Source organism: Bacteroides sp. 4_1_36, assembly GCF_003466325.1.
GTDB lineage: Bacteria > Bacteroidota > Bacteroidia > Bacteroidales > Bacteroidaceae > Bacteroides > Bacteroides uniformis.
In genome coordinates this window covers 245,657-272,623 of record NZ_QSOX01000003.1, presented here as the reverse complement: position 1 = coordinate 272,623, position 26,967 = coordinate 245,657, and the positions used below count along the sequence as shown (strand labels likewise).

Sequence of the window (26,967 nt, the reverse complement as noted above, 5' to 3'; positions counted from 1 at the left end):
TTTTTATTTTGTAAAAATATACTTTACACTATCTTTGTCACAAAAAGTCACAATGAATTACACGACCTATCTTTTCGACTTTGATTATACGCTTGCTGATTCTTCCCGCGGAATCGTCACTTGTTTCCGCAACGTACTGACCCGTCACGGATATACAGAGGTGACGGATGACGACATCAAACGTACTATCGGCAAGACTCTGGAAGACTCTTTTTCCATCCTCACCGGCGTGACAGATGCCGGACAACTGGCAGGATTCAAGGCAGAATACCGAAAAGAGGCCGATACGCATATGACTGTCAACACGGTGCTTTTCCTGGAAACCAAGTCCGTACTGACTGCACTGAAGGACTCCGGCGCCCGCATCGGAATCATCTCGACCAAATACCGATTCCGCATCAAGGAACTCCTCGACCAGCATTTTCCTGAAGATTTTATGGACATCATCGTGGGTGGTGAAGACGTGAAAGCCGCCAAGCCATCTCCCGAAGGGCTACTCCTTGCCATTAAGCGGCTACATGTCAGCAAAGCCGAGACCCTCTATATAGGCGACAGCACGGTAGATGCGGAAACAGCCCAAGCGGCCGGAGTAGACTTTGCTGGAGTCACCCACGGAGTAACCACTGCCAAAGAATTGGAGAAGTACCCACACCGGAAAATAATGAACACCTTGGAAGAACTGCTGGCAGTTCAGGAGGAGTATCCTTCCATATTCAAGATTGAAAATCCCATCCGGCCGGAAAACGCGCATGCCACTTCTCCCCGGAAACAGAAAAGGATAAGCGTCTGGCAAATCCTCCTTCTAGTGACACTCTTCTGGCTGGCTATTGAAGAGCTGGACATGACCGACGACAGCAACTTCTTCCCGGTTGTTTTCATACTGACATTGTGGGGTATCCTCCAAAAAAGAAGGATACTACCCAACAAAGCAAAAACTTTCATCGACTCATGGTGGCACCCCTGCGCAGTACGCTTACGCGCATTTCACATCAAGCTGATACAAGGGAGAAAAACTCCTCCCGCTGGCAACGAAACCTGCACCTGCCTGAATTGCGGCACCACCTATACCGGCAACTACTGTAACCGTTGCGGACAAAGCCGTAACACTCCACGCTATCGGTTGAGTAACGCGCTTAAAAACATTGCCGGAGGCTTCTTCAATATAGATAATGGCTTTGGACGTACCCTTCTGGAACTCCTCTACCGTCCGGGGTACATGATTAGAGACTTCATCGGTGGTAAGCGTGTAGAGTATTTTCGCCCGTTCCAGACACTCTTCATTCTTGCAGCCCTTTATATCATGGCTGTGCAACTGGTAGACCCGGAAGCCCTAAGCAAAAAAGAAAAGACGGAAAAGACAGAGCAGACAGACAAAGAAGAAATCATTGCCGCTAAAGAGAAGCTTACCAAAAAGATGGAGAAAACCTATAGCAAAGAGGAAAAGCGAGCCCTCGCCATCACTATAAAAAGCCTGGAGAAAAGCTTGAACAAACTGGAAGAGAAGAACGACTCCACTTCTGCCACACAGGTATCCGAACAGAACAGCGATGATGGCGACCTCATCGATGAATTTGTAAACGACACCTCGGAAGTGGGAGACAGACTGGAAAAAGTCTTCCAGAACTCTCTTTTCCTAATGAAAGTATGGAATCTGATGAAGAGCTGGGGACACGGAAACAAGGCATTCCGCATCATTGCCACACTGCCTTTGTTTGCACTTGCCACCCAACTTGCCTTCCGACGCCGGAAATATAAGTTAAACTACAATACCACGGAGCATGTGTTCATACAAGCCTACATAGCTTGCCAGATACTCCTACTGAGCATCATCGTGCTGCCTTTCAACGGGTACGCAAAGGTAGACGATTTGTATGAGCTGCCTTTATGGCTTATTTTCGTCCTATTCTGTTGGAATTACAAACAATTGTACCGCTGCACCTGGTGGAGAAGCTTTTGGCGCACTATCCTCATGCTGACTTACAGTCTTGTGCTACTCGTCATATTCGCGTGTCTTGTAATGGCGCTGATGCTGGCCGGTATCTATGTTCTGAAATTCATTTTGTAACAGAAACCATCCCTACACAGACTGTTTTTCTTTGATGAAACAGTTTTTCTCCAATAGGCTAAAAGTACAATCTGCATTAAAAGAACAAAAAAGCAGAAGAACATTTGTCCATTTAGAATAAAAAGAGTACTTTTGTGCCCGATTATTCCGCACCGGGTTCGACCAAGTGCTTTCTAAGTGATTAGAGACCACCCGACGGAGCTAACTTATACATTATATATAAGAAATGTACGCAATTGTAGAAATCAACGGTCAGCAATTCAAAGCAGAAGCTGGCAAAAAGCTGTTTGTACACCACATCCAGAATGCAGAAAACGGTGCAACAGTAGAGTTTGACAAGGTTCTTTTGGTAGACAAAGACGGCAACATCACTGTAGGCGCTCCCACAGTAGAGGGTGCAAAGGTTGTTTGCCAGGTCGTATCAAACATGGTAAAAGGCGATAAAGTTCTTGTTTTCCACAAGAAAAGAAGAAAAGGTTATCGTAAGTTGAACGGTCACCGTCAACAATTCACAGAGTTAACAATTACAGAAGTAGTAGCTTAATCAATTAAAACAGTAAGAAGAAATGGCACATAAAAAAGGTGTCGGTAGTTCTAAGAACGGCCGCGAATCACAGAGCAAGAGATTAGGCGTTAAGATATTTGGTGGCGAAGCTTGCAAAGCAGGTAACATCATCGTTCGTCAAAGAGGTACTGAATTCCACCCGGGTAATAACATCGGTATGGGAAAAGACCACACTCTTTTCGCTTTAGTAGACGGAACTGTACAATTCAAAGTGGGCAAGGAAGACAGACGTTCAGTTTCTGTTATCCCTGCAGAAAATGCAGAAGCATAAGTTTCCGAACAAGAAATAAGGAAAAGGGATGCAATCCGAATAGGTTGCATCCCTTTCTTTTATGTCAAAAGCAACACTTTATTTGTTTTTTCCATATCTTTGCACTCACAAAACCGAATAACATAAAAACAAGTATAAGATATGCTTACCATCAAACAAATTACAGAAAACACCGACGCGGTTCTCCGCGGACTGGAAAAGAAGCACTTCAAGAATGCAAAAGAAACCATTGCACAAGTGCTGGACTTCAATGACAAAAGAAAAGCCAATCAAACCATCCTAGATAAAAACCTGGCAGAAGCCAACTCACTCTCCAAATCCATCGGACAACTGATGAAGGAGGGCAAGAAAGAAGAAGCAGAAGCCGCCAAAAGCCGCGTGGCCGAGCTGAAAGAAGTCAACAAGGACTTGCAAGCCAATATGGACCAGGCTGCCAACGATTTGCAGACTTTGCTTTATACCATCCCCAACGTTCCCTACGACAGCGTGCCTGAAGGCGTAGGTGCCGACGACAATGTAGTAGAGAAAATAGGTGGTATGGAAACCGAGCTGCCCAAAGACGCCCTGCCCCACTGGGAACTGGCCAAGAAATATGACTTGATAGACTTTGACCTGGGTGTCAAGATTACCGGTGCCGGCTTCCCCGTATACAAAGGCAAAGGCGCACAACTGCAACGCGCACTCATCAACTTCTTCCTGGACGAAGCACGCAAATCCGGCTATACGGAAATAATGCCGCCCACAGTGGTGAACGCCGCTTCCGGCTACGGCACGGGACAGCTGCCTGACAAGGAAGGGCAAATGTATCATTGCGAAGTGGACGACCTCTACTTGATTCCTACCGCCGAAGTCCCCGTAACCAACATCTACCGCGATGTGATTCTAGACGAAAAGCAGTTGCCCATCAAGAACTGTGCATACACACAATGTTTCCGCCGTGAAGCCGGTTCATACGGGAAAGACGTACGTGGCTTGAACCGCCTGCACGAATTCTCCAAAGTGGAACTGGTACGCATCGACAAACCGGAACACAGCAAACAATCCCACCAGGAGATGTTGGACCACGTAGAAGGTTTGCTTCAAAAGCTGGAACTCCCCTACCGCATCCTGCGCCTTTGCGGTGGCGATATGAGCTTCACGGCTGCCCTCTGTTTTGACTTTGAGGTGTATTCCGAAGCACAGAAACGCTGGCTGGAAGTAAGTTCCGTCTCTAATTTTGACACTTATCAAGCCAACCGTCTGAAATGCCGCTACCGTACGGCAGAAAAGAAAACAGAGCTTTGCCATACGCTGAACGGTTCCGCACTCGCTCTGCCACGCATCGTTGCCGCCTTGCTGGAAAACAACCAGACTCCAGAAGGAATCCGCATACCAAAGGCATTGGTTCCGTATACGGGATTTGAAATAATAGACTAAGGCCATAATAGTCACGTGCAGCAATACGCCTTTGACACTTTCTTTCGGGCACGAATTACATGAATTTCACAGTTGCGGTTAGCAAAAAACGTGAAATCCATGTAATTCGTGCCCGGAGTTTTATCATGACAAGCTTCTCCTGCGCAACTACAAAGTATTCTTCAAAATACGTGCAAACACCTCCTCGCGGAAATTACGTGCCACCGGAACAGTATGCCTCCCAACTATAATCCGATTGCCATCTATCATCTCAATCTTTTCCAAATTTATCAGATATGATTTATGGACTTGCTGAAATACTCCACCAGGAAGAGCCTCTATCATACGCTTCATGGTAGAACGTACAAGCAGCTTTGTGCTTTCCGTATAAATACAGACGTAATTTTCCAGCCCCTCCACCACCAGAATATCCTTAAACAACACCTTATGCATCTGACGGTCTGAACGGACAAATATAAAATTATTAGCTTCATCCGGCCATTTCTCCTGCTGCAAAAGACCATGTACTTTATTCACCGCTTTCAGGAACCGGTCAAACGAAATCGGTTTCAACAGATAGTCCGTAACATCAAGTTCATAACCTTTCAATGCATACTGCTCATAAGCGGAAGTGATAATCACATGAGGCGGATGGGCAAGAGATGCCAAGAGTTCAAGCCCCGAAAGATAAGGCATTTCAATATCCAGAAACAACAAGTCCGGCTGCTCAGTCTGCAAAAGAGTGTTCAACTGCATAGTATCTTCACATACACCCATTAAAGAAAGGAAATCCACCTTTTCCACATAGCGTTGCAATCCTTCACATGCAGTAGGCTCGTCATCGGTTATTACACATTTTACCTGTTTCATCCTATAATTCTATCACAAGTTTTACTCTAAACAAAGTATCTCCTCTATTTATGTCCAGCGTATGACGCTCCGGATATAGCAGCTCCAGCCTGCGCCTCAGATTTTCTATGCCGATTCCATGTTTTCCTTTCTGGTGCACTAATGGTTCCGGTATAGAATTTTCAATACTAAAACACAACTTGCCTTCTTTCAGACACATATCCATAGCTATAAAATAGTTCCCTCCCACATATTTGAAAGCATTCTCCACCAACGGTACAAACAACAATGGATAAATCTCAACCTGCGCCTCCATTTCATCGAAATGCACCTGCAACTGCAGCCGCTTCGTAGCACGAAGTTTACATAGGCTGATGTATTGTTTCAGATATTCCACTTCCACACGAACTTGCACTTTCTCCCCGTCATTGTATAATTGGTAACGAAGCAAATCGGACAATTGCTCAAGAGTATGCCGTGGAGCCTCATTATTCTCATCTATCTGAAAATAAACCGTATTGAGTACATTAAAAAGAAAGTGTGGATGATATTGTGCTTTAAGGAATTTCAGCTCTGTCTGGAGCTGGTCATTTTTTATCTTCTCCAATTGCAGGCGTTGAGCTTCGTTTTCCTTCTGTATCATCTGATTACGCAAGAATATATAGAAGAAGCCGCCAAGCAACATACTGACTATGGCGGGAATAGGCACATCGTATAAATCAAGACTTACCCCCATCAAAAAGCGGATAACCCACATCGTCAGAAGACACCAGACGGGAGCTGTCAGGACAACCACCCCGTATTCCTGCCACCACACCAACTTCCGCTTCCGGCACAAACAAAGCCAATACTTCAATAGAAAAAAGATAGGGTAAGACATGAAGAGTACCACAAGCATATCCTTCAACATGAAATTCCACTCATTACTTTCCCAATAGTATTCATGTTTCGGAATATCATTCGCCACACGAATACACAGAAAAAGAATCACGGCAAATAATGCCGGCACCAGCCACTTGTTCCACAGTCTGCCCATAACAGTTACAAATTTACTCTTTTTGTTTCATCTATTTCTTTTTTCCTTCTGCTTTCTTTTGTCTCGCTGCCTTTTTGAAAACGCCAGGCGAAAGCAATACCCAGCACACGTTTGTTGTGCCGTTCGTCAACAAACGCCTGCACACCGGGAGATTGAATATCTACTTTTTGATAATTGGCGTTGAATACATCCTTGGCAAACAAGGTAACGGTGCATCTGTTACGGAACATCTTCTTTTGGATGCCGACATTCACTTCCAGCGCCGGATGTACTGTGGCTTGTCCGTAGGCCATTCGTCCATTATAATTTGCCGAAAGTTCGGCCGACCATACGGAAGTGAAAGCAAACTGGTTCATGCAGCCGAATATCGGGGTAAACATACGGTTTTTCATTTTCTGCCCTTGCTCCGTCCAACCATAATTATTATAAATACCGATAGCGGTCAGATTCACCTTCCAAAAAGAAACAGGTGAGAGGTTGGCGGCATGTACACGCATACCCGTCTGTACATAGGAAGACAGATTCTGGGGCATTACATAGATACGCCGCCCCTCCTGTTCGCGATAGCTCTTCATGATAGCATCATCTGTATGCGAGAAAAAGAGCACTGTCTGAAACCAGTCACGATACACATACCCCAACTCTATATTATCAGAGAAAGAAGGATGCAGCTTCGTATTTCCCCCTTCATGGGTATAGTCATCAAATATATAGGTAAAAGGATTCAAATCACCATAATTGGGGCGGGTAATACGCCTGCCATACGAAAGCTGAAACAGATGTTCCGAAGTCAAACCGTATTGCAAAGCAATAGTAGGAAACAAATGGAAGTAATTCGTTGTAAACGAAGAGTCTTTCTGTTGTGTATTTCCTCCAAAATCCCCGTGTACATGGGTATGTTCCAACCTTAGACCCGCTGAGATTTTCAAGCGGTCTTTCTCATAGCCGACTTGTAGATAAGAGGCATTGATATTCTCATCATATACGAATCGGGAACCAAGTGCCCCGTCCGGCAGCCAGCCGGAAACCGACGGACGCATATAACCTGCCGTATTGTCTATCGTAACAAATGAGGTTTTGACTCCGGCCTGTAACTTCCAAACCTCACTCAATGGATAAACCGCATCTATCTGTCCGACATATAAGTCGGTATTTCCCTTCATATCCCCTTTCAATGTATCGGGCTTAAAACTATCCATCAACTGGTTTCCAACACGGTAGTAATGGAAATAATCAAAAGAAGCGCTGAGTTCTCCCCCTTCTCTTTTCAGCTTGTGCACCATACTGGTTCCGGCAGAAACATTATTCCGGTTTTGCTCCGCATGGCTGTAAGTATTTCCCGCAACTCCGGTTTCTCGGATTTCCGTAAACATGCCTGCATTTTCCCTTTGCCGGGAAAAGTTTCCACCCAATGAGACTCCCCAAACTGTCCGCTCATTGAGATAATAATCACATCCGGTACGAAAATAGTGCGAATAATTCCTACGCTTCCGGTAAGAGTCCTGCATCATCCTTCCTCCATCCCGTTCGAACGCACGGTCGATAAACAAGTCTATGACATCCTTCCCCTGATAATACGAATAGTTCAAATAAAGATTGAACTTATTCTCCCGGATATTCATGGAGGCACCTCCATAACCGCTACCCGTCCGTCCAAGACTGCCATTGCCGTTCAAGGCCAGATTCACACCGCGCAGTCTGATTTTTCTTGTACGGATATCAATCAACCCGGAGCTTCCCGCCGCATCGTGGCGTGCGGAAGGCTGGGTTATCAAGTCTATCTTATCAGCATTAGTTGCAGGAGTAGATTTCAACAGACTCATCAATTCATCTCCCGAAAGATAAGTAGGCTTGCCATCCATCAGAATCGTCGCACCGCTTTGTCCGTTCAGCAAGATATTACCATTGGAATCTATCACGACTCCCGGCAGGGAAGCAAGAACATCATAAAGACTTCCCGTACTTTGAGTGACTGACGCATCCATCCGGTAACTTGTTTTACCGGCAGATATTTCTACCAACGGGAGTTTAGCAGTTACCATAATTTCTTCCAAACGCTGGTCGGCAATCGTATCCTGCTGCGACCAAACCACCAAAGGCATACTCAATAAAATTGCCCCTAAAAAAACATTTCGATACATACTCTTCCTCATTTTTTATTTCAAAAGTAGGCAGGCTGTAGAAAGTGAACAAATTATAGTGACAAAGGAATGTTATCCAGTGACAACATGCAGTTTTACCCTATTCTTCTTTTGATATTACCAAATAACCCCTATCTTTGCAAAATCTATCAATCTGACAGTAATTGCGTAATTACACCAACAAAATTATTAGATAATGAATAAAATCATTAGCAAAGAACACTTTTCTGAAAAGGTCTTTAAGTTAGTCATTGAAGCACCATTGATTGCCAAATCACGTAAGGCAGGGCACTTTGTCATTGTACGTGTGGGCGAAAAAGGCGAACGTATGCCGCTTACCATTGCGGAAGCCGACCCGGTAAAGGGAACCATCACACTGGTGGTTCAGGAAGTCGGGCTCTCCTCTACCCGTCTTTGCGAACTGAACGAAGGCGATTATATTACGGATGTTGTCGGCCCGTTGGGACAAGCTACGCACATTGACAACTTCGGTACTGTGGTCTGTGCCGGAGGTGGTGTAGGCGTAGCTCCCATGCTCCCTATCGTGCAAGCGCTGAAAGCTGCCGGCAACCGCGTCATCACCGTACTGGCAGGACGTACCAAAGAACTGATCATCCTTGAAAAGGAGATGCGCGAAAGCTCCGACGAAGTCATTATCATGACCGACGACGGTTCCTACGGACGAAAAGGTCTGGTGACGGAAGGCGTAGAAGAAGTCATCAAGCGCGAGAAGGTGAACAAGTGTTTCGCCATCGGCCCCGCCATCATGATGAAATTTGTTTGTTTGCTGACAAAGAAATACGAAATCCCCACGGATGTATCCCTGAATACGATTATGGTTGACGGTACCGGCATGTGTGGCGCCTGCCGAATCACCATCGGAGGAAAGACCAAATTTGTATGTGTGGACGGCCCTGAGTTCGACGGACATCAAGTGGACTTCGACGAGATGCTGAAGCGTATGGGCGCTTTTAAAAACATCGAACGCGAGGAGATGCACAAGCTGGAAGAACCTCAGACCTGCCAAGCTACCGGTGAAAACATGGAAGATGAGAAAAGCCGTAATGCTGCATGGCGTCAGGAGTTACGCAAATCCATGAAAGCCAAAGAACGGACTGCCATTCCACGCGTGGAGATGAACGAGCTCGATGCAGAATACCGCTCGCACAGCCGCAAGGAGGAAGTCAACCAAGGGTTAACGAAAGAACAAGCGCTGACAGAGGCCAAACGTTGCTTGGACTGCGCCAACCCCGGATGTACGGAAGGTTGTCCGGTAGGTATCGACATCCCCCGCTTCATCAAGAACATTGAGCGCGGTGAATTCCTCGAAGCAGCCAAGACACTGAAAGAAACCAGTGCACTGCCTGCCGTCTGCGGTCGCGTCTGCCCGCAGGAGAAACAGTGCGAATCCAAATGTATCCATCTGAAAATGAACGAAAAGCCGGTAGCCATCGGCTATCTGGAACGTTTTGCCGCTGACTACGAACGGGAGAGCGGACAAATCTCCATACCTGAAATCAAGGAAAAGAACGGTATCAAAGTAGCTGTCATCGGTTCGGGTCCCGCCGGTCTGTCATTTGCCGGAGATATGGCGAAGTATGGCTATGACGTGACTGTTTTCGAAGCACTGCACGAGATTGGTGGTGTATTGAAATATGGCATTCCTGAGTTCCGCCTGCCCAACAAAGTGGTGGATGTGGAAATTGACAACCTTGCCAAAATGGGAGTAGAATTCGTCAAGGACTGTATCATCGGCAAGACGCTCAGCGTGGAACAACTGGAAGAGGAAGGCTTCAAAGGCATATTCGTAGCTTCCGGTGCAGGACTGCCCAACTTTATGAACATCCCCGGCGAGAACTCCATCAATATCCTCTCGTCCAATGAATACCTGACCCGTGTCAACCTGATGGATGCGGCAAGTGAAGATTCCGATACACCGGTTCCCTTCGGCAAATGTGTAGCCGTGATAGGCGGCGGTAATACTGCCATGGACTCCGTGCGTACTGCACGCCGCCTCGGTGCAGCGCGCGCCCTAATTATCTACCGTCGTTCGGAAGAAGAAATGCCGGCACGTATCGAGGAGGTGAAACATGCCAAGGAAGAAGGTGTAGAATTCCTGACCCTCCACAACCCAATCGAATACATTGCCGACGAACAAGGAAAAGTGAAACAAGTGGTGCTTCAGAAAATGGAACTGGGTGAGCCGGATGCCAGCGGACGCCGCAGTCCCGTACCCATCCCCGGAGCCACGGAAACCATCGACATTGACCTTGCCATCGTCAGCGTAGGTGTATCTCCCAACCCGATTGTCCCAAGCTCCATCAAGGGACTGGAATTGGGCCGGAAAGGAACGATTGCCGTCAACGATAACATGCAGTCGTCCATCCCGACCATCTTTGCCGGAGGAGACATTGTCCGCGGAGGTGCTACCGTAATCCTTGCCATGGGAGACGGACGAAAGGCAGCAGCAGCGATGAACGAACAGCTAAAAAAATAAGAATCTGTCATGAAAGGTGGAGACATACGAACTCCACCTTTTTTATTCTACTACAACCTCTTCCTCTACTTTCCCCTTCTAGCATACAATTTAAATATTTCAAGAATATGAAACGTATTTATCTATCCCTCCTTCCCTGTCTGGCTTCCCTATTGGCAAGCGCCCAAGAGCCCCTAAACGGGGATTCCCTTGCCTCAGACTTTCGGTATCTGGTAAAAGAACTGGCAGCAACCCATCCCGACCCTTACAGCGGCTTCGGAGGAAAAGTATTCTTCTACGAACAAGCTTTCCATCTGGAGAACGAGTTACGCCGGACTCCCGGTACGAAACAGACCTTTTTTGATAAGGTAAGCATTTTCCTATCCAATCTGCAAGACGGACATACCTACCTTTTACCTCCCACAGCCAATCAACAAGCAAATCAGCGTTACCTGGCACTGGAAGTACGCACCATCCCCGACGGCATTATACTTCAAGGAATCCCTGAAACGTACAAAGACTTGTTAGGTAGCCGTATCACAACCATCAACGGAGATTCTTTAGAAGAGGTACTGGCCCGCACTGCCGCTATCCAAGCCAGTGAAAACCTATATGACCGTTATGCCAATCTATGCAGGTCCATGCCTACGGAACATTTCTTGAGACAGCTTTTCCCTGAAATGAAAGACAACCTTCACCTCTCACTTCTTACTCCCGACGGCAAATCAAGAGGATTAACCCTTCCCTTATTGTCAAGGCAGGAAGTGCAAAACACACCCATGCAACACAATAACAGTTGGAAAGCTTATACAGACAAACAACTGGCCTATCAGTTCATAGACAACGACAAGCAAATAATGCTCATCAATATCAACAGTATCATGGCACGGGATAATTTTGAGTATATGCAAAAACAAGGGCTGAAAGATTTATACCGGCAAATAGGATTCTATTATCGGGATATCCTGAAACAAGATATGCCCGCCGATACCCTGCAAGCCATTCGGCAACTCCCGTCCCTTTCCGAAGTTTTCGCCCATATGCTGAAAGAGATGAAGAAGGAAGCCTCCTCCACCCTCATCATAGATTTGCGCAACAATAGCGGCGGCTGGACTCCAATTGTCCTACCCACACTTTACCAACTGTTCGGCGACCACTTCCTGCAAACGGATATGGATATAGAATTCTATCGTATCATCTCTCCCCTCTACATGCAAAAACTACAGACAAACTTACAGGATTTCAACCAAGCATACGGAACAGACTATGCCTACGGTGACTACACTTTCAGTACGGACGAAGCAGACACCACAAACATAGAACAGCGACGGACCGACTTCATTGAGAACTGTATGTCCAGTGTGCCGGAAGAATTGAGAAAGCAACAAGGAAAGGCGCTCTATACTCCGGAACACATTTACGTCATTACCAACGAACATACCTTCAGTGCAGCTTTCCACTACACTTTCTATCTGTGGAAAATGGGTGCTACCCTTGTAGGAATACCCAGCGGACAAGCCCCCAATACCTACATGGAACAAACCTTATTCCGGCTACCCTATACCGGTATGCAAGGCTCTATCTCCAACTCCATACAAATATGCTTTCCGGGCAAAGACCGGTGTGCCCACACACTTTATCCAGACTTGATGCCCACCTATCAGGATTACCAAAGATATAATTTCGATGTCCAAACTGAGATTCTGTATTTACTCGACAAGATTAAATCGGCTCCTCATTCTCATACGAACCCTGCGGAGAAGAATCAGAAGTAAAACAAAGCCCCGTTTACAAATAAATTGCAAACAGGGCTTTATTTCCATATTTCAATAAAGAGACTACTTCACCACCTTGTTCGTTGCCGGGTCGGGGAAAATCACCGTCGGCTTGAACGACTTGGCTTCTTCAAAGTCCATCAGCGCGTAGGACATGATAATAACGATGTCATCAGGTTGCACCTTGCGGGCTGCCGCACCGTTCAGGCAAATTTTGCCAGAGCCACGCTCGCCTTTAATAATGTAGGTTTCAAAACGTTCACCGTTATTATTGTCGGCTATATACACCTTCTCGCCAGCAATCATGTTGGCGGCATCCATCAAATCTTCATCAATCGTAATGCTTCCCATATAGTTCAGGTTCGCTTCCGTGACGCGGGCACAATGGATTTTCGACTTCAACACTTCAATCATCATATCTTTATAAATTACGAATTACTAATTATAAATTACAAGGCAGCAGGCTCTTTGTACTTGATATTATCAATCAGACGAACTTCCCCACAGAATACTGTGATGCAACCCACAGCATAAGAAGTTTCCTCCCAATCGGTAATCTTCTGTAAGGTATTGCCATCCACCAGCTCAAAGTATTCCAAACGCAATCCGGGGGCGGCTGCGATGGTGTCTTCCACAAACTTCTGTGTCTCAGCTACCGTATGTGAAGCTCCAAAGGTACGACTTTCAAATAAAGTCTGCGAAATTTTCAGTGCATTTTTACGTTCTTCGGCAGATAAACGGGCATTGCGACTGCTCAGAGCCAACCCGTCTTCCTCACGCACAATCGGACACCCTACAATTTCCAAAGGATATTTCATCTGGCGGACCATCTCGCGAATAATTGCCAGCTGCTGGAAATCTTTCTCGCCAAAGTAGGCACGATCCGGCTGCACAGCATCAAACAGTTTGCTCACAATCTGGCAGACACCGTTAAAATGTCCCGGACGGAATGCTCCTTCCATCACTGTGTCCAGCGGCGCATAGCTGAAACGGCGGGCATCCGGTTCCGGATACATCTCCTCCACTGAAGGTGCAAAGACAAATGCCGCTCCACACTCCTCCAGCAAACGGCAATCAGCCTCCGGCGTACGGGGATATTTCACTAAATCATTCTTGTCATTAAACTGGGTCGGATTTACAAAAACGCTTACTACGGCAGCGTCATTTTCTGCCACACAACGTTTCACCAATGAGGCATGACCGGCATGCAAAGCACCCATCGTAGGCACCAGACCTACCTTCTTTCCCTGGGCTCTCAAAGCCGAAAGTCCGGCCTGCAAGTCCTTGATAGTATGTACTATTTCCATTTTAATTGGTTATATAATAACTTGGTTGTTCGCAAAAGCGGTGCAAAATAAACCATTATTTAGCATATAAAGAAGAAATATCGCAAATTAATGCAAAACTCAGTACACTTTCCGGCAATTCCAAAAGCAGCTGTTTCACTGAATAACAAGCAGTTAACAATTCATAAGGAATTATAGACGGGCTCTGTTTGCTTTATTGCCCGATTTTTTTTATATCTTTGCAGAATAATTGAGAACATTGTTATTATGACAAAGGCGAACAAGGTTTTATTTATAACCCAAGAAATTACCCCTTACGTTTCAGAATCCGAAATGTCCCTCGTAGGCAGAAACCTACCTCAGGCTATTCAAGAAAAAGGCAGAGAAATCAGAACGTTTATGCCCAAATGGGGAAATATCAACGAACGCAGAAACCAGCTGCATGAGGTGATACGACTCTCCGGCATGAACCTCATCATTGACGATACCGATCACCCGCTCATCATCAAGGTTGCCTCTATCCAGTCTGCACGTATGCAAGTATACTTCATCGACAACGATGACTACTTCCAGAACCGCTTGCAGGTAACAGACGAAAATGGTGAAGAGTATGAAGACAATGATGCCCGTGCCATCTTCTATGCCCGTGGCGTACTGGAAACGGTGAAGAAACTGCGTTGGTGTCCCGACATCATCCACTGCCACGGCTGGATGACCGCTTTAGCGCCTCTGTACATCAAAAAAGCCTATAAAGACGAACCTTCCTTCAGAGATGCCAAGGTCATATTTTCCCTTTATGAAGATGACTTCAAACAACCTTTCCACGCAGACTTCTCTAACAAGCTATTGTTGAAAGGCATCGCCAAGAAAGATATTGCAGGATTGAAGGAACCCATTGACTACACAGCACTTTGCAAACTGGCTGCTGACTTCTCCGACGGCATTATCCAGCAAAGCGAACACGTCAATGAGGAAGTACTGAACTATGCCCGCGAATCCGGAAAACCGGTATTGGAATATCAATCTCCCGAGAACTTTGCTGAAGCCTGCAATGACTTCTACGACAAGGTATGGGAAACAGAACAAAAATAAAATCGATTTAGACAGTTAAAACTATGAAAGTAAGATACCTGGGAACATTGCTTTTGGCAGTCCTGACTTTCTTTGGATGCGATGACAACACCGGAACATTAGGTCTGGGTATGTTGCCCGATTCTGACGGCATGTCAGCGCATACTACTACTTTTAATGTAACAACACGTTCATTTGCCGTTGATTCTGTATTTGCCAAAACGAGTACCGGCTATATAGGCAAGTTTTCCGACCCGGAATTCGGTTATTACGAAACAAGTTTCCTTACGGAGCTGAACTGTACGGAAAACTTCTCCCTTCCGGAAGTGTATAAAGTGACCGAACGGGACAGTGAAGGAAATCCAATCAAGGCAACTGGTACAATGACTGCCGACTCGGTAGTTTCAGTGCAACTTGCAGTCTATTACTCCAGTTGGTTCGGCGACTCCCTGAATGCATGCCGGATGAGTATCTATGAACTGGACAAGAAGCTGGACAAAAATCGCTATACCAATATCAATCCGGAAGAGTACTACAACAAGTACGACCCCAAGTCCCTGCTCGGACGTAAGGCTTATTCAGCTTTCGATACGTCTGTTCCGGATTCTGTGAGATTTGAAAAGGACAATAATGGTTATTATACTTTCTATCCCAATGTGACGTTCCCATTGGACAAGAAAACTTTCGGCGAAGACAGAATATTGAAGGTTTATCGCGAGCATCCCGAATACTTTAAAGACGCCGCAACTTTCATAGACAAGATTTTCAAAGGAGTATATGTAAAGAGCGATTACGGAGATGGAACCATCCTCTATGTGGATTATGTGGCTTTGAATATGCAATTCCGTTTCCACCACGTAAATGATACTACCGGTGTAGCACTGAAGAAAAAAGATGGTACAGACTCTTTGTTCTATAGCATGCAGACTGTATTTGCCTCTACCAAAGAGGTTATCCAGGCAAACCAGTTCCTGAATTCAGATTTAATAAAGGAAAAGGCTGCCGAACCTCAGCACACTTACATTAAATCTCCTGCCGGTATCTTCACCGAAGCTATCATGCCATACGATTCAATATACAACAAACTGACCAATGACACCCTGAATGCCGTGAAACTGACTTTCACGAATTACAATATAAACAGTGACTACGAATATAGCATGAGTGCTCCTAATGACGTGCTGTTGATACGTAAGCAGGAGTTGAAGAGCTTCTTTGAAGAGAACAAAGTCAGGGATAATATTACCTCATTTACAACCACCCACAATGCATTTGCTACCAATCAATATGTATTCAGCAACATAGCCCGGTTGGTTACCACTTGCATCAACGAAAAACAAGCTGCCAAGAAAGCCGCCAAAGAAAAGGCCGGCAGTTCTTGGAATGAGACAGAGTGGGAAAAAACTTGGAACAAAGAAAATGAAGACTGGGATAAGGTATTGCTGATTCCGGTTTCCATTACCTATGACAGCAGTACAAGCAGCAGCGGCAACAAAACCATAACCGGTATCCAAAACGACCTCAAGCCGGGATATGCCAAACTAAAAGGCGGCCCGAAAGAGAATGCAAAAGGCGAAGTGGAATCTCCGCTGAAAATAGAAGTTACATACACCAGTTTCAACAAGTAACTGACAGATATTCCATAAAAAAGCCTTCCGCTCATTGTAGAGCGGAAGGCTTTTTTGATTGATGGGACAAGCTGCCGATATTATTCAGCAGCCTTTTTAGTTGTTTTCTTTGCGGCAGGCTTTTTGGCAGGAGCCTTGGCCTTTGCCGGTTTTTCTGCGGCAGATTTAGCTGTAGCCTTGCTCTCTTTCTTTTCTGCAGCCTTTATCTTCTCCAACTTGGCCTGTGCTTTCTCCAATTCCTTATGCAGTTCCTCTATCTCGGCACCTTGGTTCTGGATAGTGGTCAGCAATGCATTCAGTTCTTCGTTATCTATATCCACCGGATAGAGAGAATCGACACGTTTGATAAAGTCACCAAGAATATTCATATAATTGGTAAAAGCATCAAAAGGAGATTCATAAATACCACGGTTCAAGCCGACACCGCTTTGCTTGGTAGTCATGAAACGGAAGTTGTTACTTGCCTGCAGATAATCCCAGTCTTGCTTGATACGGCGGTCATCACAGAGATGGACACGTTCGGCAACACTATACAGCTTGTTGAATGCTTCACGCTGCATCACGTTACCCAGCCAACAGCTGGTATCTCTTTCTTCGTCCACCCAAGACATTGGGTATGGAACATCCAACTGGGAAACAGATTTCAGTTTGGTAACGATTTCCGTCGGTGTGGAGAAAGTAATCCCCTTTTCCTTGGCACAGTATGGAAGTGCCTTCAGGAATTCCAGAATATTGGAAGACAACGGCTGTGCCATACCCAGAGCAGAGAGTTCCATAAAGACATTGATAACCTGCTCTTCCTGCGGCAGAGCATCAATCCAGTTGATGTACTTGTCGGCAAACAAAGGATACTCGTTCCACTCGGAGTTGGAGAAGCGCAGGCTGATGTCGTCAGACAGCTTAAAGTCACGCAACAGCAACTTCAAGTTAGGATTCATAGAGCAATGGTATACATAGTGCGGACTCTTCCAACCCAGAACATGCTTGGCTCCTTCCGTCAGCATACCCTTGAATCCCAAAGCTGCCACCATCGCACCAATCTCGTCATTATAAATCAGACTGGAATTACGGAACACCTTCGGTGCCTTACCGAACATTTGCTTCATCTTAGCGCTCTGACGCATCACCTCTTCCTTGAAGCAATCCTCGTTGGCCAGAGAAGAAAGGCCATGGGAATAAGGCTCGGCAAGGAACTCACAGCAACCGGTATCATTCAGCTGGTGCAACAAGTCGATGACAGCCGGCGCATATATTTCCAACTGCTCCAGCGCAACCCCCGAAATGGAGAAAGCCACTTTAAACGCACCTCCGGAATTCTTCACCATTTCAATCAGGGTGTTCAATGCCGGGATATAAGAGCGTTCGGCTACATCATTGATACTGGTTTCATTGGCATAATCATCGTAGTAATAATGATCGGTACCTATATCAAAGAAACGGTAACGTTTCAGATGAATGATTTGATGTATTTCAAAATAAAGACAGATAGTTCTCATTTCTATTATTGTTTTTGTTATTTACCATAGTTTCTTAACACATCCTCGTAGAGGGCGCGGATTCTCAAACCTACTTTTTCCCACGTGATTCCATCCACTTCCTTCTTGCCTTCCTCCTGCAGATATTGGAAGAGAGCGGGATTGGTGCAGAGAGAATAAATGGCATCGGCCATTGCATGAATGTCCCAATAATCGGTCTTAATGACCTTATCAAGAATTTCACCGCATCCCGACTGCTTGGAAATGATGGAAGGAGTTCCACACTGCATGGCTTCCAGCGGAGCGATACCGAAAGGCTCGGAAACGGAAGGCATAACGAATACATCACTGTTCTTGTAAACCTCATATACCTGCTTTCCCTTCATGAAGCCCGGGAAGTGGAACCGATCGGCAATGCCCCGCTCGGCCGCCAGATTAATCATGGCATCCATCATATCTCCCGAACCGGCCATCACAAAGCGGATGTTGCGGGCACGCTGCAATACCAGCGAAGCTGCTTCCACAAAGTATTCCGGCCCCTTCTGCATGGTGATACGGCCCAGGAATGTCACAATCTTTTCTTTGGAATGGTCGGGACGCGGAATGTCCTGGTATTCCTGCGAGAGAGGATAGACGGCATTGTGCATGGCAAACACCTTCTTGGGGTTCTGATGGTACTGCTCAATAACCGTGCGGCGGGTCAGTTCGGACACGCACATGATGCAGTCGGCATAATCCATACCGTTCTTCTCCATAGAATAGACGGTAGGATTGACTTTTCCGCGCGAACGGTCAAAGTCCGTAGCATGGACATGGATACAGAGCGGCTTTCCGCTCACCATCTTGGCATGCACTCCGGCAGGATACGTCAGCCAGTCGTGGGCATGAATAATATCAAATTCCTGCTGGCGAGCCACTACTCCGGCAATCACCGAGAAGTTGTTTATCTCTTCGTGCAGGTTGCCGGGATAACCGCCGGCAAAGTCCATGCAGCCTATGTCATTGACGTGCATATAAGAGAAATCCGAATAAATATGGTCGCGGAAAGAATAATAATCTTCCGGCGTCATGTTGCGCGTCAGCCTCGACTTCAAATAATTGTAATCGACATCACGCCACACGATAGGCACCTGGTTCATGCCCACTATCTTCAAGAAGTCCTCTTCTTCGCCCGTCGGCTTGGGCATGCAGAAAGTAGTTTCCACATCACCCTGCAAACTCAATCCCTTAGTTATTCCATAAGAAGCAACCGCAAGACCACCATATATTTTGGGAGGAAATTCCCATCCAAACATTAAAACTTTCATCTTCGTTCCTCCTATTATAAATTATACTTAGACAATAACTTCAAGATACGCAGGATTTCCGCCGTATTCATGGCAAATGACACCGCCCCTCTTCCAACAAACGGAGGATTACCATCGAAGAGTTCGGGCAATGCGCCAATACAGTGGGAAGTCATTTCATCTTCCATACCGATGAGGTATCTCTCTACAAACGACACGCCACTCACTTTATAGATACGCAGATATGCTTCCATGTAGAAACCCATCAGCCACGGCCATGCCGTACCCTGATGATAGGCATAATCTCTTTGAATCTGAGGACCTACATAATTCGGATTGTATCCGCCACTCTTGGGGCTCAGTGTACGCAAGCCCTTCGGAGTCAACAGTTCTTTCGTCACAATATCAAGCACCTGTTTCTTCTGGGCCCTATCCAACGGAGAATAGTCAAAGGCAACGGTAAATATCATGTTGGGACGTACGCTCCAGTCCATCATATAACCATCCACATAGTCGAACAGATAGCCATACTCATTGCGGAAGACGTCTACGAAAGACTTTCCGGTGATTTCTGCCTGAGCGTCCAGTGTATCGGCAAGAATTTCATTGCCCCCCTCCCGAACCATATCGGCTACAAAACGCAGGGCATTGTACCACAGTGCATTCACTTCTACAATGTAGCCCGTACGTGGAATAACCGGGCGGCCATTGGCGGTAGAGTTCATCCAGGTAACCGCTTTCTCGGTGCCATTGGTATACAACAGTCCGTTTTCGTGCAGGAAGAGATTGTCATGCCTGCGTTCATGGATATAGTCAACAATCTCCTCGAGAAGATTACCGTACATCTGCCGGCAATTTTCACGCGAAGTCTCCTTGGCATACTGCTGTAAAGCCCAGACAGCCCACAGCAGCACATCCGGATGCTCCATCTCGTATATCTTATAGGAGGAAGGTTCTCCATTGATAAACTCACGGATAGCCTTTTCGGCTGTTTTCATCACGTCTTCAAATTCATCTTGCTCGCCTAAGGCCAAAGTAAGACCCGGCAGGGAGATGAACAAGTCACGGGCGCGACACTTGAACCAAGGATAGCCTGCAAGCACATAATGCTCCTCCCCCTGCTTGTTGTGAAACTGGTGCGCCGAGTTTTTCAGACAGTGGTAAAAACTGTCACGCGGAGTGCGGTCGGCCACCTCGGACTCAAAAGTCTGCTTCAGCTTGCGGGGAGAAATCTCGGAGATACCGGCGGAGAAGACAACGCTTTCCCCTTTCTTTATATCCACTTCAAAATATCCCGGCACATAAAGGTCTTCGTTGAAGTCATATCCGCGTTCCTGTTCTTTGGGATACTCGATACCACGATACCAGTCAGGCTGGAAGTGGAACTCATTCTTTTTGTTGAGCTGCATGAACAACTCCGGATAACCGGGATACATGCAGGTTTTAATGCCATTCTCTACCAACTGGTAGTCGCGGCTTGCCTGCGCATTTTCGTGCGTGTACTCGCGCACACTGCGGAATGCCAGGAAAGGGCGGAAACGAAGTGTGGTTGCCGAATGGGCATCGACCAAGGTATAACGAATCAGAATCCGATTTTCATGGTGTACGAAAATCTTTTCCTTACGAAGGATGACGCCTCCTACACGATAGGTAGTTGTGGGGATATTTTCACAGTCAAACTCTCGGATATACTTGTGCCCGTTAGGACTGAAGTGGTTTCCTTGATACTTATGCAACCCCAGGTTGAACTCCGCACCGTGCTGAATTACAGTTTCATCCAAAGAAGACAGCAGCACATGGTTTTCATCATCGAGGTTGGGGACCGGTATCACCAACAGACCGTGATATTTGCGTGTGTTACAATCTACAATTGTTGTACAATGATAGGCTCCCGACCTATTCGTCCGCAATATCTCCCTTGGCAAAGATTCTTGCAGATTAATCATCAGGGTCTTGTCAAATCGTAAATAACTCATAGTTGTGCATTATTTAAAGGTTAATTATTTCGGTATATGCGCTACAAGCCATGTAGCGATGCCCAAAAATACGAATTAAAGCTTATAGGCAAAATAAAAAGTCAGTTTTTTTTCGGTTTTCGTCAAATATTCCGTAGTATTGTACAAAAATAGCAATCACTGTACGAAATATGAAGCATGATATACGCAGAATGGCATTGGCGGCGGTTATACCCCTATTCCTGCTATTCATTTTATACATTTTAAAGTTTTTGGAGACAGGCATGGATTGGAACTTCACACGACTGGGAGTATATCCGATGGAACAGCGGGGCGTGTTCGGAATTTTCGCACATCCACTGGTACACAGCAGTTTCAAGCATCTGTTCGCCAATACGATTCCACTCTTTTTCCTGATGTGGTGTCTGTTCTATTTCTACCGGCATATAGCCCCCTACATCTTCTTTGCCATTTGGATAGGATGCGGTGCGCTTACCTTTCTTATAGGGAAACCGGGATGGCATATCGGAGCCAGCGGCATCATATACGGACTGGCTTTTTTTCTGTTCTTCAGCGGCATTCTGCGCAAACATGTACCGCTTATCGCCATTTCACTGTTGATAACGTTCCTATATGGCGGCCTGGTATGGAATATGTTCCCACAATTTGCCAAAGCCACCACTTCCTGGGAAGGACACCTTAGCGGAGCCATAGCAGGCACGCTATGCGCCATAGGCTTTATGGAATACGGTCCCCAACGGCCCGATCCGTTTGCCGGAGAGGAAGACGAAGAGGAAGACGAAGATGAGGAAAACAATGAGGATGAGGACGATAAGAAGGAAGAGGAGAAGGATGAGGATTCGTCTACAAGGATTGAATAGCACGTTTAAGAAACAATAAAAAAAACAAAAAGAGGGGCAAAGAGTTTACAGTACACCTTGATAATATCTACTTTTGTTTCAAAACAAGAAGAAAAAGCATTATGAATACAATGTTTGATACATTACTGCAACTGCCACTCTTTCAAGGACTCGCACAAGAAGACTTTACCAATATCCTGGGGAAAGTCAAGCTGAGCTTTACAAAGCATAAAGCCGGCGAAGTTATCGTGAAAGCCGGTGACACATGCAGTCAACTGATATTCGTATTGAAAGGTGAAATCTCCTCATGTACTTCATCTGCGAATACATCATACAGCTCCACGGAATATTTTCAGGCACCTTATGTCATCGAGCCACAATCTCTGTTCGGGATGAGCACCTCCTACGTCTCGGCCTATACCGCCCAAACCGAGACCCACACAGTGAGCATCAGCAAGGCTTTCGTCATGAGCGAATTGTTCAAATATGACATATTCCGCCTGAATTACATGAATATCATCAGCAACCGCGCCCAAAGCCTAAACAGCCGTCTTTGGGCAGAAAGCACCGACAACCTTGAGAAACGTATCGGCAACTTTATCCTGACACATATCGAACGTCCGTCAGGCAGGAAAATACTGAAAATAAAAATGGAAGAATTGGCTCAGGTGGTCAATGATACCCGTATGGGAGTATCAAGAGCGTTGAACAGCATGCAGGAGAAAGGCCTGCTCGAACTGCACAGAGGCGAGATGATGATTCCCGACGCAGAAAAGCTCTTATAGGCCACCTGAACCGGGATTTCCTACAACACCTTGTCTATCGCTTTCTTTATCAAGGCTTCCATCACTTTATACCCTTCTAGAGTGGGGTGTACCCCATCCCGGGTATACGAGGAGTTCAGAGCCTTATTGTCGCCTTCCACCATCTCACTGTAATAGTCGACATAAGGAATCTTGTTTTCCTGGGCATACTTCCGGATTCTGGCATTCAGCTGCATTATCTTTTGCGGAGCATCCTTCACCGAAGGATTCCAGCCAAAGGCAGCGGCAGGCAACACAGACGTCAAAATCACCTTTATCTTATTGGCCCGTGCCAGCTCTACCATAGACACTATATTTCCAAAAGTGTATTCTTCATTATAAGCGCCTGCATTTTCCGCAATGTCATTGGTACCTGCATTTATCACGACCAGCGCCGGAGCAAGCTTGATGACATCTTCGCGAAAACGGAGCAGGAAATGGGAAGAAGTCTGCCCGCCTATACCACGGCCCACATAACCGTTGTCTTCAAAGAAAGCGGCATCGTTTGCCACCCATCCTTCCGTGATGGAGTTGCCCATAAAAACCACCCGGTCCTTCTGTTTTCCCTTCCGTACCAGTTCCTTGTTTGCCTCTGCATAGCGTTTCAAATTTCCCCAGTCCTGCTTCTGTGCGTCAGAGGCTACCCAGGGGATGCACAAAAAGACAGCAATCATACATAAAAGTTTCATTGTTCTATTCTTTGTTGTTTTGTTATAAAAAAAACAGCCCCACCGTTTTTAAGGTGAGGCTATCATTATCATTGGTCAATCTCACTCCCACTCGATAGTCGCATTGGGTTTCGGAGACATATCATAACAAACGCGATTGACGGTTTTCACTTCCTTGAGAATACGGTCGGTAATCTTCATTAGGATGGGCCAGTCCACCGGCTCAATGGTAGCGGTCATGGCATCCACTGTGTTGACGGCACGGATAATGACGGGCCAGTCGAACGAACGTGCATTGTCGCGTACACCCACAGATTTGAAATCGGGCACCACAGTGAAATACTGCCATACCTTCTTATCCAGGCCTGCCAGTTGGAATTCCTCACGCAGAATGGCATCCGACTCGCGTACAGCCTCCAAGCGGTCGCGGGTAATGGCTCCCAGACAACGTACTCCCAATCCGGGACCGGGGAACGGCTGACGGTAAACCATCTCGTACGGCAATCCAAGCTCTACACCGCATGCACGTACTTCGTCCTTGAACAGCTGGCGCAACGGCTCCACCAATTCAAACTGCAAATCCTCGGGCAGACCGCCTACGTTGTGATGAGACTTCACCATCTTGGCTGTTTTTGTGCCACTCTCTACAATATCGGGATAGATGGTACCTTGTCCCAGGAAGTCGATACCGTCCAGCTTGCGGGCTTCTTCCTCAAAGACACGGATAAACTCTCCGCCGATAATCTTGCGCTTTTCTTCCGGGTCAGCCACGTTTTCCAGCTTGGAGAGGAAACGGTCTGTAGCATCCACGTATATCAAGTTAGCTTTCAGCTCCTTGCCAAAGATTTCCACCACGGCTTCCGATTCGCCCTTACGCATCAGTCCGTGGTTCACGTGTACGCAAACCAGCTTGTCTCCGATGGCTTTCAGCAGCAAAGCGGCCACCACGGAGCTATCCACACCACCGGACAGTGCCAGCAGCACCTTACGGTCGCCCACCTGACGACGTATCAACTCCACCTGGTCGTTGACGAAATTCGTCATGTTCCAGTTCGCCTCAGCCTTGCAAGTATCGAATACGAAAGATTTCACAGCCTCCTTGATGGCTTCCACATCATCCGTAAACTGCGGCAGCTTCACTTCGCACAGCGCCTTGTCGTGTCCGGCAGCCATTACGGGGAATCCCGCTTCGTAAATCTCGGGCAACACGTCGATGGACACCCCGTCAACCACATTGTTGGGGCCGCCGTTGATGATGATGCCTTTCACATTCGGCAAGGCCTTCAGTTCGGCGGCAGTAATGTCGTGCGGGTAGATTTCGCTATATACTCCCAACGCACGAATCGCCCGGGCAAGCACTGTGTTCTCATGGCTTCCCAAATCCAGAATCACAATCATATCCTGCTTCATTCTTCTATATTGTTTTTAAGTTAATAATTTCAGTCGGTCTTATTCCCATTCTATTGTGCTGGGTGGTTTTGAAGAGATGTCATAGGTCACGCGGTTCACACCTTTCACCTTATTTATAATGTCGTTGGACACCTTACCCAGGAATTCGTAGGGCAGATGCGCCCAGTCGGCTGTCATGGCATCGGTGGAAGTAACGGCACGCAAGGCCACTGCACGTTCATAGGTGCGTTCGTCGCCCATCACGCCCACACTCTGTACGGGCAGAAGAATGACGCCCGCCTGCCAGACCTGATGGTAGAGCGATGTCTCGTTGCCGTCGGCATCCTGCACTTTCCAGTCACGCAAGCCCTGAATGAAAATATCGTCGGCTTCCTGCAAAGTATGCACCTTCTCCGGTGTTATATCCCCCAGGATGCGGACAGCCAGTCCCGGACCGGGGAAAGGATGACGGGTAATCAAATGTTCGGGCATTCCCAATTCGCGTCCCACGCGGCGTACTTCGTCCTTGAACAGCCACTGCAACGGTTCGCACAGACGGAGGTTCATCTCCTCGGGCAGACCGCCCACGTTGTGATGGCTCTTGATGGTCTTGCCCGTAATGTTTAGGCTCTCGATGCGGTCGGGATAAATGGTGCCTTGTGCCAACCAACGGGCATCGGTTATCTTGTGCGCTTCGGCATCGAAGACCTCGATAAAATCGCGGCCGATGATTTTACGCTTTTGCTCAGGCTCGGTCACTCCCTCCAAATCCTTGAAGAACTTCTCGCTGGCATCCACGCCAATCACGTTCAGTCCCAGGCATTCGTAGTCGTGCATCACATTCTTGAACTCATTCTTGCGAAGCAGTCCGTGGTCCACAAAGATACAGGTCAAGTTCTTGCCAATGGCACGATGCAGCAACACGGCGGCTACCGAAGAATCCACACCGCCACTCAGTCCCAGGATAACTCGGTCGTTGCCAAGCTGCTCCTTCAGTTCGGCCACAGTAGTATCTACAAACGATGCGGCGCTCCAGCTCTGGCTGCAACCGCATACGTCCACCACGAAGTTGCGCAGCATCTGCGTACCGTCCTCGCTATGAAATACTTCCGGATGGAACTGCACTCCCCACATCTCCTCGCCGGACACCTGGTAAGCAGCAATCGCTACCTTGTCCGTAGAAGCTATAATCTTGAAGTTGTCGGGAATGGCTGTAATCGTGTCTCCATGGCTCATCCATACTTGGGTATTCTTCCTTACCCCTTTGAAAAGGACATTCTCCGAATCGAAAGAACCGAGATGGGCACGTCCGTACTCGCGGGTTCCTGCCGGCTCCACCCGTCCACCGTTGCTGTAGGAGATAAACTGCGCACCGTAGCAGATACCCAGAATGGGGTATTTCCCACGAATCCCGCTCAAATCTACCTTGAATGCACTCTTATCATAAACAGAAAAGGGGCTACCCGAAAGGATAACTCCTTTTACACTCTCATCTCCGTATGGAAATTTGTTGTAAGGTACAATCTCGCAATAGACATTCAATTCGCGCAGCCGGCGGCCGATGAGCTGCGTGGTTTGCGAACCGAAATCAAGAATAATAATCTTCTCTTGCATATAAATCCGTATAGACTTTAATAAATGATTTGCAAAAGTAGAAAAAGTAAAGGAATTATCAGGGATAATGTGACAGAAAAACGTTTTTTTACTAAAAACAGCTTTAATTTCAGGCTAGAACTATCCACAAGGATACTAAAAGCTATTCTTACTACAACCGTGCTGTTTTCTTACCACAGCTATGCAACTTGCTTACCACAGCAATGTTATTTTCTTACCACGGCTGTGGTAAGATTACTGCTTAGTATAAAAAGGGACAGTTTCCGGCGGTACCGGGGAGAGTTAAATGCATTAGGGAATGTATCAAAAGCCATGAACGCTTTCATCATGTTATAATATTAGGCGCGGAATTCTAAGAC

At 46.6% G+C, this 26,967-nt stretch carries 21 protein-coding genes; 10 read left to right on the top strand and 11 right to left on the bottom strand.

Annotated features, from left to right (window positions below):
* Positions 1 to 52 precede the first annotated feature (52 nt).
* The 4 genes from DXD65_RS05490 to serS all read left to right on the top strand — a co-directional run bounded on the left by DXD65_RS05490 (position 53) and on the right by serS (position 4,317).
* Entirely contained in the window at positions 53 to 2,065 is a 2,013-nt protein-coding gene (locus DXD65_RS05490) for an HAD-IA family hydrolase (RefSeq protein WP_117887404.1), read from the top strand.
* Positions 2,066 to 2,291: 226 nt separating this feature from the next.
* Positions 2,292 to 2,609, top strand: a complete 318-nt coding sequence (rplU, locus tag DXD65_RS05480; RefSeq protein WP_005828892.1) for a 50S ribosomal protein L21 — start codon at positions 2,292 to 2,294, stop codon at positions 2,607 to 2,609.
* A gap of 22 nt (positions 2,610 to 2,631) precedes the next feature.
* Positions 2,632 to 2,901, top strand: coding sequence for a 50S ribosomal protein L27 (gene rpmA / locus DXD65_RS05475; protein ID WP_005828893.1), 270 nt, complete (start codon positions 2,632 to 2,634; stop codon positions 2,899 to 2,901).
* 141 nt (positions 2,902 to 3,042) lie between these two features.
* Complete coding sequence (gene serS, locus DXD65_RS05470; RefSeq protein ID WP_005828896.1) at positions 3,043 to 4,317, top strand: serine--tRNA ligase; 1,275 nt, start codon at positions 3,043 to 3,045, stop codon at positions 4,315 to 4,317.
* Between the two features lie 147 nt (positions 4,318 to 4,464).
* Here the strand turns inward: serS and DXD65_RS05465 are convergent, their stop codons facing one another.
* From DXD65_RS05465 to DXD65_RS05455, 3 genes are read right to left on the bottom strand one after another with little or no spacing between them, the layout of a single operon-like run.
* Positions 4,465 to 5,166: a LytR/AlgR family response regulator transcription factor gene (locus DXD65_RS05465; protein ID WP_005828898.1), complete on the bottom strand. Its 702-nt coding sequence runs from the start codon at positions 5,164 to 5,166 to the stop codon at positions 4,465 to 4,467.
* A gap of 1 nt (position 5,167) precedes the next feature.
* The gene (locus tag DXD65_RS05460) at positions 5,168 to 6,181 is read right to left on the bottom strand and encodes a sensor histidine kinase (RefSeq protein WP_117887403.1); all 1,014 of its coding nucleotides are present in this window, start codon (positions 6,179 to 6,181) and stop codon (positions 5,168 to 5,170) included.
* Positions 6,182 to 6,186: 5 nt separating this feature from the next.
* On the bottom strand, positions 6,187 to 8,322 hold the full coding sequence (locus DXD65_RS05455) for a TonB-dependent receptor domain-containing protein (RefSeq protein WP_233556118.1): 2,136 nt from the start codon (positions 8,320 to 8,322) through the stop codon (positions 6,187 to 6,189).
* Between the two features lie 196 nt (positions 8,323 to 8,518).
* On the opposite strand from DXD65_RS05455, the gene DXD65_RS05450 reads away from it, so the two are divergent.
* Together DXD65_RS05450 and DXD65_RS05445 are read left to right on the top strand one after the other, a co-directional pair.
* The gene (locus tag DXD65_RS05450) at positions 8,519 to 10,819 is read left to right on the top strand and encodes a bifunctional dihydroorotate dehydrogenase B NAD binding subunit/NADPH-dependent glutamate synthase (RefSeq protein ID WP_005835472.1); all 2,301 of its coding nucleotides are present in this window, start codon (positions 8,519 to 8,521) and stop codon (positions 10,817 to 10,819) included.
* Positions 10,820 to 10,926: 107 nt separating this feature from the next.
* Complete coding sequence (locus DXD65_RS05445; RefSeq protein ID WP_117887401.1) at positions 10,927 to 12,573, top strand: S41 family peptidase; 1,647 nt, start codon at positions 10,927 to 10,929, stop codon at positions 12,571 to 12,573.
* A gap of 63 nt (positions 12,574 to 12,636) precedes the next feature.
* Here DXD65_RS05445 and panD read toward each other — a convergent pair whose 3' ends face one another.
* Positions 12,637 to 12,990 carry an aspartate 1-decarboxylase gene (gene panD / locus DXD65_RS05440; RefSeq protein ID WP_005823568.1) on the bottom strand — a complete coding sequence of 118 codons (354 nt, stop codon included), beginning with the start codon at positions 12,988 to 12,990 and terminating at the stop codon, positions 12,637 to 12,639.
* Positions 12,991 to 13,022: 32 nt separating this feature from the next.
* Positions 13,023 to 13,880, bottom strand: coding sequence for a pantoate--beta-alanine ligase (gene panC / locus DXD65_RS05435; protein ID WP_044469131.1), 858 nt, complete (start codon positions 13,878 to 13,880; stop codon positions 13,023 to 13,025).
* 246 nt (positions 13,881 to 14,126) lie between these two features.
* Here panC and DXD65_RS05430 point away from each other — a divergent pair, with 246 nt between their 5' ends.
* Positions 14,127 to 14,951, top strand: coding sequence for a glycogen/starch synthase (locus DXD65_RS05430; protein WP_005823572.1), 825 nt, complete (start codon positions 14,127 to 14,129; stop codon positions 14,949 to 14,951).
* A 23-nt stretch (positions 14,952 to 14,974) separates the two neighbouring features.
* Entirely contained in the window at positions 14,975 to 16,558 is a 1,584-nt protein-coding gene (locus tag DXD65_RS05425; RefSeq protein WP_016272626.1) for a DUF4270 domain-containing protein, read from the top strand.
* An 80-nt stretch (positions 16,559 to 16,638) separates the two neighbouring features.
* Here DXD65_RS05425 and DXD65_RS05420 read toward each other — a convergent pair whose 3' ends face one another.
* Genes DXD65_RS05420 through DXD65_RS05410 form a run of 3 tightly spaced genes read right to left on the bottom strand, consistent with a single transcriptional unit; the run spans position 16,639 to position 21,295 of the window.
* A complete protein-coding gene (locus DXD65_RS05420) occupies positions 16,639 to 18,054 on the bottom strand; it encodes a glycoside hydrolase family 57 protein (protein ID WP_117681420.1) in 1,416 nt (471 codons plus the stop codon).
* 17 nt (positions 18,055 to 18,071) lie between these two features.
* Positions 18,072 to 19,340: a glycosyltransferase family 4 protein gene (locus tag DXD65_RS05415; protein WP_008666090.1), complete on the bottom strand. Its 1,269-nt coding sequence runs from the start codon at positions 19,338 to 19,340 to the stop codon at positions 18,072 to 18,074.
* A gap of 14 nt (positions 19,341 to 19,354) precedes the next feature.
* Positions 19,355 to 21,295 (bottom strand): glycogen debranching enzyme N-terminal domain-containing protein, encoded by a 1,941-nt coding sequence (locus DXD65_RS05410; protein WP_005823580.1) that lies wholly within the window; start codon positions 21,293 to 21,295, stop codon positions 19,355 to 19,357.
* Positions 21,296 to 21,465: 170 nt separating this feature from the next.
* Here DXD65_RS05410 and DXD65_RS05405 point away from each other — a divergent pair, with 170 nt between their 5' ends.
* Both DXD65_RS05405 and DXD65_RS05400 read left to right on the top strand, forming a co-directional pair.
* Complete coding sequence (locus DXD65_RS05405; protein WP_005823585.1) at positions 21,466 to 22,155, top strand: rhomboid family intramembrane serine protease; 690 nt, start codon at positions 21,466 to 21,468, stop codon at positions 22,153 to 22,155.
* A gap of 101 nt (positions 22,156 to 22,256) precedes the next feature.
* Entirely contained in the window at positions 22,257 to 22,919 is a 663-nt protein-coding gene (locus tag DXD65_RS05400; RefSeq protein WP_005823588.1) for a Crp/Fnr family transcriptional regulator, read from the top strand.
* Positions 22,920 to 22,939: 20 nt separating this feature from the next.
* Here the strand turns inward: DXD65_RS05400 and DXD65_RS05395 are convergent, their stop codons facing one another.
* From DXD65_RS05395 to guaA (DXD65_RS05385), 3 genes are all read right to left on the bottom strand, one after another.
* A complete protein-coding gene (locus DXD65_RS05395) occupies positions 22,940 to 23,626 on the bottom strand; it encodes an SGNH/GDSL hydrolase family protein (RefSeq protein WP_005823589.1) in 687 nt (228 codons plus the stop codon).
* Between the two features lie 81 nt (positions 23,627 to 23,707).
* The gene (guaA, locus tag DXD65_RS05390) at positions 23,708 to 25,015 is read right to left on the bottom strand and encodes a glutamine-hydrolyzing GMP synthase (protein ID WP_005823591.1); all 1,308 of its coding nucleotides are present in this window, start codon (positions 25,013 to 25,015) and stop codon (positions 23,708 to 23,710) included.
* 39 nt (positions 25,016 to 25,054) lie between these two features.
* Positions 25,055 to 26,608, bottom strand: coding sequence for a glutamine-hydrolyzing GMP synthase (gene guaA / locus DXD65_RS05385; RefSeq protein WP_005823593.1), 1,554 nt, complete (start codon positions 26,606 to 26,608; stop codon positions 25,055 to 25,057).
* Positions 26,609 to 26,967: the final 359 nt, after the last annotated feature.

Coding starts and splice junctions, on each gene's coding strand:
- DXD65_RS05445 (WP_117887401.1), top strand. CDS start 10,927: ATGAAACGTATTTATCTATCCCTCCTTCCCTGTCTGGCTTCCCTATTG.
- DXD65_RS05460 (WP_117887403.1), bottom strand. CDS start 6,181: ATGGGCAGACTGTGGAACAAGTGGCTGGTGCCGGCATTATTTGCCGTG.
- guaA (WP_005823591.1), bottom strand. CDS start 25,015: ATGAAGCAGGATATGATTGTGATTCTGGATTTGGGAAGCCATGAGAAC.
- DXD65_RS05420 (WP_117681420.1), bottom strand. CDS start 18,054: ATGAGAACTATCTGTCTTTATTTTGAAATACATCAAATCATTCATCTG.
- DXD65_RS05415 (WP_008666090.1), bottom strand. CDS start 19,340: ATGAAAGTTTTAATGTTTGGATGGGAATTTCCTCCCAAAATATATGGT.
- DXD65_RS05450 (WP_005835472.1), top strand. CDS start 8,519: ATGAATAAAATCATTAGCAAAGAACACTTTTCTGAAAAGGTCTTTAAG.
- DXD65_RS05395 (WP_005823589.1), bottom strand. CDS start 23,626: ATGAAACTTTTATGTATGATTGCTGTCTTTTTGTGCATCCCCTGGGTA.
- DXD65_RS05400 (WP_005823588.1), top strand. CDS start 22,257: ATGAATACAATGTTTGATACATTACTGCAACTGCCACTCTTTCAAGGA.
- DXD65_RS05410 (WP_005823580.1), bottom strand. CDS start 21,295: ATGAGTTATTTACGATTTGACAAGACCCTGATGATTAATCTGCAAGAA.
- guaA (WP_005823593.1), bottom strand. CDS start 26,608: ATGCAAGAGAAGATTATTATTCTTGATTTCGGTTCGCAAACCACGCAG.
- rplU (WP_005828892.1), top strand. CDS start 2,292: ATGTACGCAATTGTAGAAATCAACGGTCAGCAATTCAAAGCAGAAGCT.
- panD (WP_005823568.1), bottom strand. CDS start 12,990: ATGATGATTGAAGTGTTGAAGTCGAAAATCCATTGTGCCCGCGTCACG.
- DXD65_RS05430 (WP_005823572.1), top strand. CDS start 14,127: ATGACAAAGGCGAACAAGGTTTTATTTATAACCCAAGAAATTACCCCT.
- DXD65_RS05455 (WP_233556118.1), bottom strand. CDS start 8,322: ATGTATCGAAATGTTTTTTTAGGGGCAATTTTATTGAGTATGCCTTTG.
- DXD65_RS05490 (WP_117887404.1), top strand. CDS start 53: ATGAATTACACGACCTATCTTTTCGACTTTGATTATACGCTTGCTGAT.
- serS (WP_005828896.1), top strand. CDS start 3,043: ATGCTTACCATCAAACAAATTACAGAAAACACCGACGCGGTTCTCCGC.
- rpmA (WP_005828893.1), top strand. CDS start 2,632: ATGGCACATAAAAAAGGTGTCGGTAGTTCTAAGAACGGCCGCGAATCA.
- DXD65_RS05425 (WP_016272626.1), top strand. CDS start 14,975: ATGAAAGTAAGATACCTGGGAACATTGCTTTTGGCAGTCCTGACTTTC.
- DXD65_RS05465 (WP_005828898.1), bottom strand. CDS start 5,166: ATGAAACAGGTAAAATGTGTAATAACCGATGACGAGCCTACTGCATGT.
- DXD65_RS05405 (WP_005823585.1), top strand. CDS start 21,466: ATGAAGCATGATATACGCAGAATGGCATTGGCGGCGGTTATACCCCTA.
- panC (WP_044469131.1), bottom strand. CDS start 13,880: ATGGAAATAGTACATACTATCAAGGACTTGCAGGCCGGACTTTCGGCT.